Source organism: [Flexibacter] sp. ATCC 35103, from assembly GCF_001975985.1.
In the GTDB taxonomy this organism is placed as follows: Bacteria; Bacteroidota; Bacteroidia; order Flavobacteriales; family Flavobacteriaceae; genus Flavobacterium.
This window is the reverse complement of sequence record NZ_MTQF01000003.1, coordinates 391,666-405,615: the sequence shown is the minus strand read 5'-3', so window position 1 is coordinate 405,615 and position 13,950 is coordinate 391,666. Positions and strand designations below refer to the sequence as shown.

The 13,950-nt window shown below is 34.2% G+C and carries 13 protein-coding genes; 4 read left to right on the top strand and 9 right to left on the bottom strand.

The window, feature by feature from the left end; all coding sequences use genetic code 11:
• The first annotated feature begins 1 nt into the window (after position 1).
• Both BXU01_RS06045 and BXU01_RS06040 read left to right on the top strand, forming a co-directional pair.
• The gene (locus BXU01_RS06045; protein ID WP_083692224.1) at positions 2–1,345 is read left to right on the top strand and encodes an ankyrin repeat domain-containing protein; all 1,344 of its coding nucleotides are present in this window, start codon (positions 2–4) and stop codon (positions 1,343–1,345) included.
• A 16-nt stretch (positions 1,346–1,361) separates the two neighbouring features.
• The gene (locus BXU01_RS06040) at positions 1,362–1,901 is read left to right on the top strand and encodes a hypothetical protein (RefSeq protein WP_083692222.1); all 540 of its coding nucleotides are present in this window, start codon (positions 1,362–1,364) and stop codon (positions 1,899–1,901) included.
• Between the two features lie 67 nt (positions 1,902–1,968).
• Here the strand turns inward: BXU01_RS06040 and BXU01_RS06035 are convergent, their stop codons facing one another.
• From BXU01_RS06035 to BXU01_RS05995, 9 genes are all read right to left on the bottom strand, one after another.
• Positions 1,969–2,199: a ferredoxin gene (locus BXU01_RS06035; RefSeq protein ID WP_083692220.1), complete on the bottom strand. Its 231-nt coding sequence runs from the start codon at positions 2,197–2,199 to the stop codon at positions 1,969–1,971.
• Complete coding sequence (locus BXU01_RS06030; protein WP_083692218.1) at positions 2,199–3,440, bottom strand: peptidase U32 family protein; 1,242 nt, start codon at positions 3,438–3,440, stop codon at positions 2,199–2,201. Before BXU01_RS06030 ends, BXU01_RS06035 begins: the two co-directional genes overlap by 1 nt.
• Before the next feature lie 87 nt (positions 3,441–3,527).
• Complete coding sequence (locus BXU01_RS06025; RefSeq protein ID WP_083692216.1) at positions 3,528–4,886, bottom strand: rhodanese-related sulfurtransferase; 1,359 nt, start codon at positions 4,884–4,886, stop codon at positions 3,528–3,530.
• 266 nt (positions 4,887–5,152) lie between these two features.
• The gene (locus BXU01_RS06020) at positions 5,153–5,563 is read right to left on the bottom strand and encodes a BrxA/BrxB family bacilliredoxin (protein ID WP_056247939.1); all 411 of its coding nucleotides are present in this window, start codon (positions 5,561–5,563) and stop codon (positions 5,153–5,155) included.
• A 202-nt stretch (positions 5,564–5,765) separates the two neighbouring features.
• Positions 5,766–6,968, bottom strand: a complete 1,203-nt coding sequence (locus tag BXU01_RS06015; RefSeq protein WP_083692213.1) for a lycopene cyclase family protein — start codon at positions 6,966–6,968, stop codon at positions 5,766–5,768.
• Positions 6,969–6,986: 18 nt separating this feature from the next.
• The gene (locus BXU01_RS06010) at positions 6,987–7,451 is read right to left on the bottom strand and encodes a thioredoxin family protein (RefSeq protein ID WP_083692211.1); all 465 of its coding nucleotides are present in this window, start codon (positions 7,449–7,451) and stop codon (positions 6,987–6,989) included.
• A gap of 220 nt (positions 7,452–7,671) precedes the next feature.
• Entirely contained in the window at positions 7,672–9,933 is a 2,262-nt protein-coding gene (locus tag BXU01_RS06005; RefSeq protein ID WP_083692209.1) for a TonB-dependent receptor, read from the bottom strand.
• 268 nt (positions 9,934–10,201) lie between these two features.
• Positions 10,202–11,110 (bottom strand): NAD(P)/FAD-dependent oxidoreductase, encoded by a 909-nt coding sequence (locus BXU01_RS06000; protein ID WP_083692207.1) that lies wholly within the window; start codon positions 11,108–11,110, stop codon positions 10,202–10,204.
• A 10-nt stretch (positions 11,111–11,120) separates the two neighbouring features.
• Positions 11,121–11,474 (bottom strand): MerC family mercury resistance protein, encoded by a 354-nt coding sequence (locus BXU01_RS05995; RefSeq protein WP_083692205.1) that lies wholly within the window; start codon positions 11,472–11,474, stop codon positions 11,121–11,123.
• Positions 11,475–11,567: 93 nt separating this feature from the next.
• Here BXU01_RS05995 and BXU01_RS05990 point away from each other — a divergent pair, with 93 nt between their 5' ends.
• Positions 11,568–11,960 (top strand): Fur family transcriptional regulator, encoded by a 393-nt coding sequence (locus BXU01_RS05990; RefSeq protein WP_083692203.1) that lies wholly within the window; start codon positions 11,568–11,570, stop codon positions 11,958–11,960.
• Positions 11,961–12,034: 74 nt separating this feature from the next.
• On the top strand, positions 12,035–13,906 hold the full coding sequence (locus BXU01_RS05985) for an Nramp family divalent metal transporter (protein ID WP_083692202.1): 1,872 nt from the start codon (positions 12,035–12,037) through the stop codon (positions 13,904–13,906).
• The last annotated feature ends 44 nt before the right edge of the window (positions 13,907–13,950 follow it).

The following is a 13,950-nucleotide window of genomic DNA, read 5'->3' as shown; positions in this document are numbered from 1 at the left end:
TATGTCAATGTCATTTATAATTGCCTGTGAAAACGGCAACAGAAAAATAGCTGAATTACTGCTTCAAAACAAGGAAGTGGACGTAAAATATACAGATGAAAAAGGAAGAACTGCCCTTCACTATGCAGCTCACAGAGGTTATCTTGATATTGTAAAAATTTTAACGGAAGATGGTGCTGATATTAATTATGAAGATCATCAGGGAGAAACGCCATTGTTTTTTGCTTGTCTTCAAAAGCAAAAGCAAACCTCTTTATATCTTTTAGAAAATGGCGCTGAAATTACCAAAAATGATAAATCGGGAAACAGTCTTTTGCATTTAGTAGTTCAAACTGCTCAAACAGAAATTGCAACAAAGTTGCTTGAAGCAGGAATTGATGTTAATTTACTCAATAACAACGGAGAAACTCCGCTTTTACTAGCTTCAACAAAATTAAACCGTGAAATTATTCAGTTGCTTTTAGACAAAGGAGCCGATATTAATGTTACAGATAAACAAGGAAACACACCACTGCTTCATGCTTGTTACACCAAATCGATCCCGGTTGTAACTTTACTTTTAGACCATGGCGCTGCTATAAATCATGTCAATCATTCCGGAGAAAATGCTTTATTGATTGCGTGCTATGAAACTAACAGAATGCTTGCTAAACTTTTAGTAGAAAGAGGAGCTGATGTATTCACATCAAACAATAACGGCTACTCTCCTATCTGGTACGCTTGCGCAAATAATCAAAAGGAAATCGTCTCTTTGTTTTTAGAAAATGGAGTTGACGTGAACTACAGCAAACCTTTGGCCAGCGACACTTCTTCTATGAATGATTATCTGGATTGGATTGTAAGCGCTACTAACATTTCTAACGAATCTAGTTTTACCCTCAACAATTCTTATACGTATGGTGGTGAAAGTCTTTTGCATATTGCTACTAAAAAAGGCAATTTGAGTATGGTAAAATTACTAATCGAAGCTGGGGCAAATATCGACATTCAGGACGAATCCGGGAATACTCCTTTGCATTACAGCGCTGCAAACGGAAAGAAAGATGTTGTCAAATATTTACTCGATAACAAAGCAGACGCATCCATTGTAAATGTAAAAGAGCAAAAAGCAATTGATTATTCGAATGTAAAAGGCTTTAATGAAATTACAGAATTGATTTTGAAATATGCACCATCTGGAACTGTAATAACACCAATTCAGAAAGAAGAACCACAAAAAGCAGATTCAGGAAATTCTATGGAAGGAAAGAAAAAGGCATTATTGGATTTAAAAGAACTTTTGGATGCCGGAATTTTAACTTCTGAAGAATTTGACGTTGAGAAAAGTAAAATTTTAAAAGGATAAATAACAAATTTAAAAAATGAAAAAGACATTAAATAATTCCATCATATTAGTATTAATCGCTGCAAGTTTAGTTCTTACCTCTTGTACAAAGCTTTCCCCAGAAAAAACTTTTGAAATAGCCGCGCTAAATTCGAATTTATTATCCCGTTTTGGCAGTAAGGATATTAATTTTAAACTGGCATCTGAACCTCAGATTTATGATGAAGCCCAAAAAAAGATGATTCCATCTTCCTATTACGATTATTTTAAATTTGATATCTCCAATTTAGAAACTCAGTTGAAAAATATCAAAGATATAAAGGAAGATGATGATAATCGAGAACTTCTTCAAGCATCAAAAGATTTATTCTCTTATGCAATTGCTAAAGAGAAAGAAGGATATTTGCCAATTGCCAAAATGAAGGATGAAAAAGCTTCACCAGAACAAATAGAAAAAGCAATAGTAGATTTTGATGCCTCAACTCAAAATGATATAGAAACCAAGTTTACAAAATTAATGAATGTCGCAAAGGCATATGTCGAAAAGCATAATATCGATGCCAAAATAGGCATTTAATAAAGAAAGTTTCTAAGACAAAACAAACCCTATTTTGCATTACTACAAAATAGGGTTTGTTTTAATTCTAAGTCTCCTTAACCGTTATAATTTTTACCGGACAGGCTTTCGCAGCCAGTTCAAAACCTTCAGCAAGAGCGTGATTATTCGATTTTAAAGTAAAAAATCCTTTTGCCTCCTTTGAATGAAGCAAAACTGATTTTCCATCTTTCTTTGACATTTGAAAATGTACCGGATCCATTTCAACACAGTAATTGCATCCGATACATTTATCTCTTTGTAATGTTATGATAACCATTATGCCTCGACGATTTTATATAATTTATCAGACATTCTGATTCGAAAAGGCATTTTAAAAGTGCAGTCATCCCCTTTTGTTGCTTTTTCAGACACTATATCATTTACAAACATTTCATCAATTACCATTTCCTTAGCACCTGTACTTGGACCGGTAACTAAAATCTTGTCTCCAATTTTTATATCGTAAGCTTCGATTTTAAATTGTCCTACTTCTGCTTTGGGAAAATAATGGGTTCCTTTTCCCACATAAACCTTTTTCTGTGTTGCAGCAGATCCAGGAATATCACTCCACTCTCCTAATTCCTGTCCTAAATAATATCCAGACCAAAAGCCACGATTGTAAACCGCATTCAATGCTTCCATCCAAATAGAAACTTTCTCTTTAGAGAATGTTTTACCATAATAGGCATCAATAGCTTCCCGATACGTTTTGATTACTGTTGCCACATATTCAGGAGCACGACCGCGACCTTCTATTTTTAAGACCTGAATTCCGGAATCGATTACCTGATCAAGAAAATCCAGTGTACATAAATCTTTAGGTGACATCATATATTCATTATCCAGTTCGATTTCGAAACCTGTTTCCTGATCAATAACGGTATATTTTTTACGACAGTTTTGTTTGCAGGCTCCACGATTTGCAGATGAATTATGCGAATGCAGACTCAAATAGCACTTTCCAGAAACTGCCATACACAAAGCTCCATGTCCAAAGATTTCTATTTCTACTAAATTCCCGTTTGGGCCTTTTATCTGTTCTTTCACAATTTGATCTGTGATACTTTTTACCTGACGTAAACTTAATTCACGACTTAAAACCATAGTATCAGCAAACAAACTGTAAAACTTTATCGTTTCAATGTTGGTTATATTCAATTGTGTTGAAATATGAACTTCCATACCAATCGTTCTTGCCATAGCAATTACTGCCTGATCAGATGCAATCACAGCGGTAATATTTGCTTCTTTAGCTTTATTCAGCAATGTTTTTACAACAGATAAATCATGATCGTAAATAATCGTGTTCAAAGTAAGATAACTTCGTACTTTTTTAGCTTCGCAACGATTGGCAATTTCATGCAAGTCATCCATAGTAAAATTTACCGTTGAACGCGCACGCATATTGAGTTGTTCTACACCAAAATAGATCGAATCAGCGCCATTATCGAGCGCAGCCTGAAGTGACTCAAAGCTCCCGGCGGGAGCCATAAGTTCAATTTTATTATTTATTGTCATTGGAATTAATTTAAAGCTTATTTTTTTCTCTAAAAATTAACTTTATGTGGTATTTGAACGTGCTAAAGTTTCGCACTAATACTAATTTTATTCTAAAATCTTATATATTTTATCTGACAATCTTATTCTGAATGGGACTTCAAAAGTAACACGATCACCAATTTTAGCAGTAGTGGCTTCTGCTTCATTAACGATCATTTTGTGTAAAATCAATTCCTGATTTCCTGTAGTTGGTCCGGAAATTAAGATTTTATCACCTGCATTTAATTCCTGATTTTCAATAGTAAAAAGACCAACTTGTGCTTTTACATAATAATGCTCCGCTTTACCAATAAGTACTTTTTTAACTTTTATTTTCTGGCGAATATCAAGTGGTTTTTCTGCAGTAGCTAAGGCAGTATTTGGTAATTCGCCGGAATGCTTGAATTTCAAACTATCCGATTTTCCTTTTCTGAAAACTTTATTTCCAACTTGCTTTCCGGTTCTTAATCTTACCTGATCTACCAAAGGCATATGGATAACCTCAAGACATTCTGTAGAGCAGCAGTTTTCCATGGCAGTTTTACATTCATCACACTGAATAAATAACAAATGGCATCCGTCATTTTCGCAATTGGTGTGATTGTCGCAAGGTTTTCCACATTGGTGGCATTGCGAAATAATATCTTCGGTAATTCTCTCACCAAGGCGATTATCAAATACAAAGTTTTTTCCAATGAATTTACTTTCTAAACCTTCTGCTTCAATTTGTTTCGCGTAATTGATGATTCCGCCTTCTAACTGAAAAACATTTTTAAAACCCTGATGTTTAAAGTAAGCACTGGCTTTCTCACAACGAATTCCTCCGGTACAATACATTACCAGATTTTTATCTTCTTTATGATTTTGAAGCTGATCGTTTATTATTGGTAAACTTTCTCTAAATGTTTCAACATCCGGAGTAATTGCACCTTTAAAATGACCAACTTCACTTTCGTAATGATTTCTAAAATCTACTACAATCGTGTTTGGATCATCAAGGATTTCGTTGAATTCTTTGGCTTTCAAGTGAACGCCAATATTAGTTACATCAAAAGTTTCGTCGTTTAAACCGTCGGCAACGATTTTATCACGAACTTTAATAGTTAGTTTTAAAAATGAATGATCATCATGTTCAACCGCTTCGTTCAACCGAATGCCTTTCATAAAATCATAAACTTCCAGAGTTGCTCTAAAAGTCTCCAAATTTTCTTCAGGAATACTCATCTGAGCATTTATTCCTTCAGTGGCAACGTAAATTCGGCCTAAAGCATCGAGCTTATTCCAGGCTACAAATAAATCATCGCGAAATTTTTTGGGATCTTGAATTTTGGCATACGCATAGAAAGACAACGTTAGTCGTTGTTTACCGGCATCATCGATCATGATGGCTCTTTCTTCTGCGCTTAAAGTGTTATACAGTTGCATGCTATAAACAGTTTTTAAGTTTAGAAATTATTTTTTAAGCGGCAAAGGTACTAAATAAGGTTCTAAGATGCAAAGACTCTAAGTTTCTAAGTTTTCGCTAAAACTCTAAAATAAGATTTAAACATTTTAAATAGTTTAATTTTTAACCCAGATGGTAGCGGCATACTTTTGGACAGCTATTAGCTTTAAATAAAAAAGACTGCCTAAAAGACAGTCTTTATATAAACTTATAACCTTAGTTACTTAGAACCTCAGCAGCTTAAAAATTAACAAAACTCGTTAAACGCGTCTTGCAAGTTCTCAGCGATTAATTCAGCTGGACGACCTTCGATGTGGTGACGCTCTAACATGTGAACCAATTCTCCGTTTTTGAACAAAGCCATAGATGGCGATGATGGAGGAAAAGGGAACATATGTTGTCTTGCAGCATCTACAGCTTCTTTGTCAACGCCAGCAAAAACAGTAATTAAGTGATCTGGTTTTTTAGCTCCTTCTAAACTCATTTTTGCTCCCGGACGTGCATTTCTTGCAGCACAACCACAAACAGAGTTTACAACAACTAAAGTGGTACCTTCAGCTTTGATAGCATTATCTACAGCGTCAGCACTATGTAAATCTTGAAAACCTGCAACTGTTAATTCAGCTTGCATTGGTTTTACCATTTCTTCTGGATACATATTTCTTTATTTTTAAATTTTACTTTTGAACTGCAAAGTTACAAAGTTTACTCGCAACTACTTAATTTGAAGTATAAAGTTTTGTTATAGTTCGATTGATATTTTGCTGTTTTATAAATTGCCCGCAGATTTTGCGGATTTAGACTGATAAGCACCCGTTTTTATTTGAATTTTATACTAATAAAAACGAAAAGAAGATCTGCTACAATATGCCTAAACATTTTTTTTTTTTGAACATCACCCGAAACAACGCTTTGATAAACGGCATTTTAGGACATTTTAAAATCACTTTTAGATCTTCTGATAAACTGGTTTCTTCATCCAGAAAAGTAAAGATCAGAGCAGGATTTCCTTTTTTGAACATGGATGAAAAAATAACACTTCCCAATTCATTATGGCGATGCAGAATATCCAAAAGCAATAAATCATAAAACCAAAATCGGTTTTTTTTATAGAAAGATGACATTCTGAGCGATCCCGAAGCTTCAGGAGTAGTGACGGAAAGAAACTCAACCAATTTATCAGATTTTTTATCCGAATTTCTAAAGGTATAACCCGTACTAGCTTTTGTCCATCCGCCGGCAGTTCCTATATTTAGAACACGTTTGGTATTTTTTTTCCAAAAAGGATAAGATGTCATAGGAATACTTCCCTGTTCCTTCTCAATAATTTCATATCGATCAACTCCTAAGTTCTTTAAGTAAATCTGAATCTCGTTTTCATATTCTTCTTTTGAAAGCAGATTTTCTGAAAACAACGTATATTCAACTAAAGCTTCGGTTTTAGAAATTGGCAAAACATACATAAAACGTGTATTGCCTCTTTGTTCAACCGAAAAATCCATGAATGTTGCCTCTTCAGGATTAAAAACCTCAACTTCGGTTTTTACAAACCAGCCCAAGAAGTGTTGTTGCAAAACCGGATATTTCGTTTGACTTAAAGCAAAAGCTTTGGTATAAATACTATTGAATAAATAATCACAAGTATATCTGTTCACTTCAGTACCTACAAAAACATGCGTTTCAAGTTCGTTGATATCTGTTACTTTTTCATTTGAAAAAGTAATATTTGAATATTTAGAAAGAGTTTCGAAAACAAAATTATAAAAATCCAATCCTTTGATTTGATTGTATTTATAGGGTTCGAGATTTAAATCCCGTTTAAAATCTTCATAGGCAAACAAAGCCGAATCCCATTTTTTGAAAACAATCGAATTCCATAACGTTTCCTCTTTTGACCAAAAGCACCAGGTTCTGTCATTTGTTTTTTTTGAATCCTGGTCTAACAGTAAAATGGATTTATTAGAGAATTTCCCGGACAATACCATTTTATAAACGGTCATCAAGGCAGATAAACCCGTTCCGGTAAAGATGTAACTGAAGTGTTGGATTTGCGAAGAATTCATTCTCAAAAATAATGAATTTTATTCACTCAATTTTTCTAAAAGAGCCTTAAAATCCTTTGGATTAAGATAGTTATTATATTGTAAGATAATTTCTCGTTTTTCATTCAAAACACACAAAACCGGATATACGATTTGATTGTTTATAGTTCCTAATTGCAAAGCCAATTCATGAACGCCTACATTATTTCCCGAAGGTTTATATTTAAATATTTGATTGTTAAACCTAACATCTCGTTTTTCTTCGGCATTAAAATCGACAAAATAAAAATCTGAGTTCAGTTTTTCGATGATTTCCTGATTTTTGAAAGTCGTTTGCTTCATTCTTTGACAAAACTTACACCAATCTGTATGTATAAAAACAATTATTTTTTTCTTTTGAATTTGCTGTAAACTATCAACGACCTCAAAAGATCTGCCTTTGAGTTGGCAGAATCCTGTTGAAGTTATACTGAAGAAGATTATAAATAGTATTAGCTTTTTCATTTGTTTTTTATTGTCTGCGGAAATAAAAAGGATTTAACTCCTATTGTCATCCTGAGCGAAGTCGAAGGCTTGTAAATTGTAGCAGGCTTCGACTTCGCTCAGCCTGACAAATGTTAGTCAAAAATAAAAATCCGTGAAAACCCGTTTAATCAGTAAAATCCGTGGGCAATCTATGTACCAAAGAAATCCATTTAAATCCATATAATCTGTGGTATTAAATTTACCTCAAAGTATATCTCAAACCAAAAAAACCGCGAATGGTTTGGTTTTGTCCATACACATAAGTCGTATCAAAAGTCAAACCGTACGGATTATCCGGTGTAACCAAAACTTTTCCGGCCGAATCATATTGAACATTTTTATCAAAAGGATCCTGGGTTCTGGAAATCAAAAACGGATTATTCTGTTTTGGCGTAAAGTTTAACAGGTTTTTTATACCGCCGTATAATTCAAAATTCTTCCATCCAAAATAAGTAAACTGAATATTCTGAATACTATACCAAGGCGATTTTGGACTTCTTGGATCTAAATCACTCAGTAAAGGCAATTTCATTGGACTGTAAACGTTGCCTGTATAATCCAGTAATAAATTCCAAGGCTCTATTTTATATGAAATGCTCCAGGTTCCTGTAAACTTTTCGGTTAAAAAAGGAGTTTGTGAGATTCCGTTTTCAACATTTTTGTTGTCTAAAACCGTTGCGCCTAAAATCATTTTTAATCCTGTTGGAAAGTTAACATCAACATTCGTGCTGATTCCCTGGCTTATGGCATAACCGTTAATGTTGTCATAGACGATTTTATTAGGATCAGTTTCATAATCTGATATAATCTTATTGCTGAAACGGGTATAAAAAGCCGTTGTTTCAATGCCTATAAAAATTCCGTTAGTAAAGTTTATTTTCTGAATGTAATTCAAGTTCGCATTTATAGACTGTTCCGGTTTTAAATTGCTTTTAAGCACAACATCTCTCGAACCTGTAAGTGCAGCGTGATCTTCGGTAAATAAATTCACGACACGAAATCCTGTTCCGGCATTGAAACGGAAAATCGTGTTTTCATTCGCTTTCCATCGATACGCTACTCTTGGCGTATAAATAGAACCGTGAATCGAATTATAATCATAACGCATTCCTAACAAAACCTGACTTTTTGGAGAAAGCGTAATTTCATCCTGAATAAAAATTCCCGGTAGCCACGTACTTTCCGCTTCTTTTGTGGATGTAGTATTATCGTCATAATATGAATATCGATTGGCAATTCCGGCAAGAAAATCATTGCGGCCAATCTTTTTATCCCAGGTTAATTGAAGGAAACCTATTTTTTGATTGGCAATGTATGAAGTTGTTCCATAACGACTGTCCTGATAATGTACATTTCCTGAGAACGAAAGCATTAGTTTTTCTTCAAATGGCAATTGATAACTTCCTATCAATTCGCCTCTTTTGGTATAAATACTTTCGCCGTAAATTTCATCACCTCCACGATACTTCTTTCCCCAACGTACGTCTCCGCCCCATCGATCTTCGTACATTCCTCGTGCTGCGATTGTAAACAAACGATTATTTTCCCTTTGAAAACTCCATTTATTAAAAACTGAAATCCTTTGCGAAAGTGTCACATCAGTAAATCCGTCCTTATCTTTATCCACAATCTGATTGTAATCGAAGTAGTTGACTCCTAAAAGCGTTGTCGATTTTTTTGTTGGATTAAATTTCATTCCCAAATCAACATTCGTTTCTAAATATGAAGTCGTAAAAACATCTGCCGAAAACAAAGGCGCATTTATTGGATTCTTCGTAATAATGTTAATCAAACCTCCAACAGCTTCACTTCCGTAAAGAGAAGATGCCGGACCTTTTACGATTTCGATACGTTCTACTAGTGAATTAGGAATTCCGGATAAACCATAAACCGTTGAAAGGCTGCTCACAATTGGCATTCCGTCAATTAAAACCAGAGTATAAGGTCCTTCCAATCCGTTAATGTGAATATCTCCCGTATTACAAACACCACAATTCAGCTGCGGACGCACACCGTTTATATTCTGAAGTGCTTCATAAATACTTGGAGTTGGGTTTCTTTTGAAGAAAACCGGTGAATAAACCTCAACCGGAACAGCACTTTCCAATCTTTTTACCGCTTTTAAAGTTCCGGAAACCACAACTTCGTTCAGTTGGTTTTCGTTATCCGTCAATTCAAAATCATACGACTGAATAGAATCTTTAATGACTTCTATTTTCTTTTTCAAAGTCTGAAATCCCATTTGAGAAACCTGAACGGTATAATTGCCAATCGCAACATTTTCTAATTTATAATATCCCAAACTATCCGTAACTGCTTTGTATTTTGTTCCTAATAAATGAACATTTACCAGCTGCAATTTCCGTCCTTCACCAGATACAAAACCTGAAATAGAAGTAGTTTCTTGTGCAAACGAAATTTGTAAACCAAACAAAAGCAATATCAAAAATAGTTTTTTCATTATTATAAAATTAAATTTAGACAAAACTAAAAATTAAATTTGACAAATAATGACTTTACATTTATAAATTTATAATTCAATTCACTTCAATATGTTATATTTCTATTTAAGCAAATTGAAATAAGGCGAAAAAGTTTTTATTAAGCTTGAAAAGCGTGCAGCTTTAGCTGAATGAGAATATAAACAGCACCGAAAAAAGCTTTAGTCAAATCTTATAAGTTTGACTAAAGCCCATTTGTAATTCAATATTATTCCTATGCAAAAAAGCTTAAAAATTTTCGTCAATAAGCTCTTTATTAATTACTGCTCCCGCAAAAGATCCTGTAGAAACCGCAATTGCCACAGATCGCATTTGAGTTGTGCAATCGCCGCTCGCATAGATTCCGGTAATATTTGTTTTTTGCATGGCATCGACTTTCAGCAAACCTTGTTGGGTCAATTCGCAACCTAAACTTTCCGGTAAATGACAATGCTGTTCAAAAGGAGGTCTGGCATAAATAGCTTTTATTGTGATTTTTGATTGGTTTTTAAAAACAATATTCTCAATATTTCCATTTTCATGTTCAAAAGAATCAATTTCATCTTCAATAATATCAATATTATGTTGTTGCAAGATCAATGTTTCTTCCGGAGATAAGGTCGATTTTCCATTGGTTAATACGCTGAGATCTTTTGTCCAATTAGAAATCAGTTTGGCAAATTCAAATCCCATTTCGCCATTCGCAATAATGGCAGTTTTTTCTTTTTTGACTTCATAACCGTGGCAATACGGACAATGTATAACCGAAATTCCCCAGCATTCAGCAAATCCTGGAATTTCCGGAAGCAAATCTTTTACTCCTGTTGCAAATAATAGTTTTTTAGAGGTGAAGATTTTTCCTGATTCAGTTTTGATTTCAAAGCCGTTTTCAGTTTTAACAGCACTTATGGCAAGTCCGTTATAAAATTGGACAGTATCATAAAAGTCTACTTGTATTTTGGCTTTTGCCGAAATAACGGCAGGTTTCTCACCATCATGTGTAATAAAATTATGCGAATGTGGCGTTTGTCTGTTGCAGGGCAATCCACTGTCAATCACTAAAACCTGTCGCAGCGAACGTCCTAAGCTCATGGCAGCCGAAAGTCCGCTGTAACTTCCTCCAACAATAATTACTTCAAAATCTGTTTCTTGTATCATAATTTTATATTTAATGATTGCTATTTTTATGTAATTTGTAATTAATTAAATGTCCAATGATCATTCCTATTCCGCCAATAAAAATTAGGTCGAGATGAATATCAAGAACAATCTCGCTTAAAACACTGATCCATATTAAAGCCATTGAAATAATCAGAATAGAAGAAATCAAAAGGTTTGATTTCTTAATTATCTTTACAATTGCAAAGAGTCCGATGGTCGCAAAAAGTAAATCAATAAATGGATTGTGACTTAAACCTAAAGGCAAAATAGTAAGAAGCGGAAAAACCAAACAATGAACTAAACAAATAGTCGCGCTCGAAATTCCTAAAATATCATAAAAGGGTGTGCTTGTTTTCTTCATTTTCAGTACTTTTGCTTAATGCAATTTTGTTGCAAATATACAAGATTATTTTAATTGCAACATTGTTGCGATAATATTTTTAATTACAATAAAATGAAAACAACACGAAATACAGCAGCAAAGACAGCCATTTTAGAGATTTTTGGCAATTCTAAAACCGCGCTTTCACATGCCGAAATTCAAAAACAAACGGGAGATTTGTGTGACAGGGTTACAATTTATAGAATTTTAGAACGATTGGTAAATGATGATATTATTCACAAAATTGTAAATCTTGACGGTACGGTTAAGTATGCAAAATGTCATCATCATGCCCAACGTGTACATATTCATAATCATGCTCATTTTAGTTGTGAAAATTGTTTAGAGATAACATGTCTTGAAAATGTAAAGCCAAGCTACATTATCCCTCATAATTATAAAGTCAATGATATAAACTTTACGTTGTCAGGATTATGTCCAAATTGTTTGAATTCTAACATTTAAGTTTTAGACTTGCCTAAAAATATTGTTTTACGAATGTAATTTTTATATATATTTGTTAAAACAACATTTTTACAATGACCAACTCTTTAGAAGAAGTTCACCAATCGGTTGCAACAGAGCATAAAAAAACAGGATTCAGAAAAATATTAGCCTTTTTAGGCCCGGCATATTTAGTAAGCGTAGGATATATGGATCCTGGAAACTGGGCAACAGATATTGCTGGCGGTAGTCAGTTTGGGTATTCTTTGCTTTGGGTTTTGCTAATGAGTAATTTAATGGCTTTACTTTTACAAAGTTTAAGCGCAAGACTTGGAATTGTAACACAACGCGACTTAGCACAGGCTTCTCGTGAAACATATTCGAAGTTCATTAATTATATTTTATATTTTCTGGCAGAAATAGCCATTGCCGCCTGTGATTTAGCCGAAGTATTAGGAATGGCGATCGGGATCAACTTGCTTTTTGATATTCCGCTTATCGAAGGTGTTTTAATTACCGTTTTAGATACCTTTTTATTATTATTCCTAATCAATAAAGGAATCCGAAAAATGGAAGCTTTTATTATTGTTCTGGTTGCTATTATTGGTTTCTCCTTTATTTTTGAAATGATTTTTGCAGAACCGGAACTGGACAAAGTGCTTTACGGACTTATTCCTTCAATGCCAAACTCAGCAGCTTTATATATTGCCATTGGAATTATTGGTGCAACGGTAATGCCGCACAATTTATACTTGCATTCCTCTTTAGTTCAAACCAGAAAATTTGACAGAACTCCTGCAGGAATCAAACAAGCTCTGAAATATAATTTCATAGATTCTACAATAGCCTTAAACCTTGCCTTTTTTGTAAATGCTGCTATTTTGATTTTGGCTGCAGCTACATTCTATAGAAACGGAATGTTTGAAGTTGCAGAAATTCAGGACGCACATCAATTTTTAGAACCGTTGCTGGGAACTAAATGGGCACCAATATTATTTGCCGTTGCTTTGATTGCTGCCGGACAAAGCTCAACCGTAACCGGAACTTTAGCCGGACAAATTGTAATGGAAGGTTATCTGAACCTGAGAATTCAGCCTTGGGTCCGTCGTATTATTACGCGTTTAATTGCCATTGTTCCGGCAGTAATCGTGATTTTAATTTATGGAGAAAGCGTAACAGGAAAACTTCTAATTTTGAGTCAGGTTATTTTGAGTTTACAATTGGGGTTTGCGATTATTCCGCTAATTCACTTTGTGAGTGATAAAACCAAAATGAAAGGATTCCATATTTCTAAAACAACTCAGGTTGCTGCCTGGATTATTGCTTTGATTATCGTTTCATTAAATGCAAAACTGGTTTATGATGAAATCACTTCATGGTTGAAAAACTCCAGTCATCCAACAATTCTATGGTTAACGGTCGTTCCGCTCGCTTTTGGATTTCTTGCCCTACTATTATATATCATTGCAAAACCTTTTATCGCAAGAGCAAAATCGAATATCGAAAACCATTCACCTCATCATTTAAAATTAGTTTATACACCAAAAGAAAGTTACGGCAAGAAAAACATAGCGATTTCAGTCGACTTTTCTAAAGCTGATGAAGCTGCACTTAACAATGCCTTTGAATTGGGCGGAATCGAGGCGCAATACACCTTAATTCACATTGTAGAAACTGTTGGCGCATTAATGTATGGAGTTCATGTTGACGATCACGAAACGACTATTGATGAAAAATTATTATTAGAATATAAAGAGATGCTTTCGCAGAAGGGATTCAGGATCGAGACAGAACTCGGTTTTGGAAAACCTAACGCTGTGATCCCGAAGATTATCAACCAGGGAAATTTTGACATTCTGGTTATGGGAACCCACGGCCACACTGGATTAAAAGATATTTTATTTGGTACAACAGTAGACAAATTGAGACATAAAATTTCAATACCTTTGTTGATTGTTAAAAAATAGTAACTAAGGTTCTGAGTTGCTAAGTTTCTGAGGTTTTCCTTTGA

What these genes read in the sequence shown, in the direction of transcription:
- BXU01_RS06045 (WP_083692224.1), top strand. Translation starts at nt 2, where the DNA reads ATGTCAATGTCATTTATAATTGCCTGTGAAAACGGCAACAGAAAAATA.
- BXU01_RS06040 (WP_083692222.1), top strand. Translation starts at nt 1,362, where the DNA reads ATGAAAAAGACATTAAATAATTCCATCATATTAGTATTAATCGCTGCA.
- BXU01_RS06035 (WP_083692220.1), bottom strand. Translation starts at nt 2,199, where the DNA reads ATGGTTATCATAACATTACAAAGAGATAAATGTATCGGATGCAATTAC.
- BXU01_RS06030 (WP_083692218.1), bottom strand. Translation starts at nt 3,440, where the DNA reads ATGACAATAAATAATAAAATTGAACTTATGGCTCCCGCCGGGAGCTTT.
- BXU01_RS06025 (WP_083692216.1), bottom strand. Translation starts at nt 4,886, where the DNA reads ATGCAACTGTATAACACTTTAAGCGCAGAAGAAAGAGCCATCATGATC.
- BXU01_RS06020 (WP_056247939.1), bottom strand. Translation starts at nt 5,563, where the DNA reads ATGTATCCAGAAGAAATGGTAAAACCAATGCAAGCTGAATTAACAGTT.
- BXU01_RS06015 (WP_083692213.1), bottom strand. Translation starts at nt 6,968, where the DNA reads ATGAATTCTTCGCAAATCCAACACTTCAGTTACATCTTTACCGGAACG.
- BXU01_RS06010 (WP_083692211.1), bottom strand. Translation starts at nt 7,451, where the DNA reads ATGAAAAAGCTAATACTATTTATAATCTTCTTCAGTATAACTTCAACA.
- BXU01_RS06005 (WP_083692209.1), bottom strand. Translation starts at nt 9,933, where the DNA reads ATGAAAAAACTATTTTTGATATTGCTTTTGTTTGGTTTACAAATTTCG.
- BXU01_RS06000 (WP_083692207.1), bottom strand. Translation starts at nt 11,110, where the DNA reads ATGATACAAGAAACAGATTTTGAAGTAATTATTGTTGGAGGAAGTTAC.
- BXU01_RS05995 (WP_083692205.1), bottom strand. Translation starts at nt 11,474, where the DNA reads ATGAAGAAAACAAGCACACCCTTTTATGATATTTTAGGAATTTCGAGC.
- BXU01_RS05990 (WP_083692203.1), top strand. Translation starts at nt 11,568, where the DNA reads ATGAAAACAACACGAAATACAGCAGCAAAGACAGCCATTTTAGAGATT.
- BXU01_RS05985 (WP_083692202.1), top strand. Translation starts at nt 12,035, where the DNA reads ATGACCAACTCTTTAGAAGAAGTTCACCAATCGGTTGCAACAGAGCAT.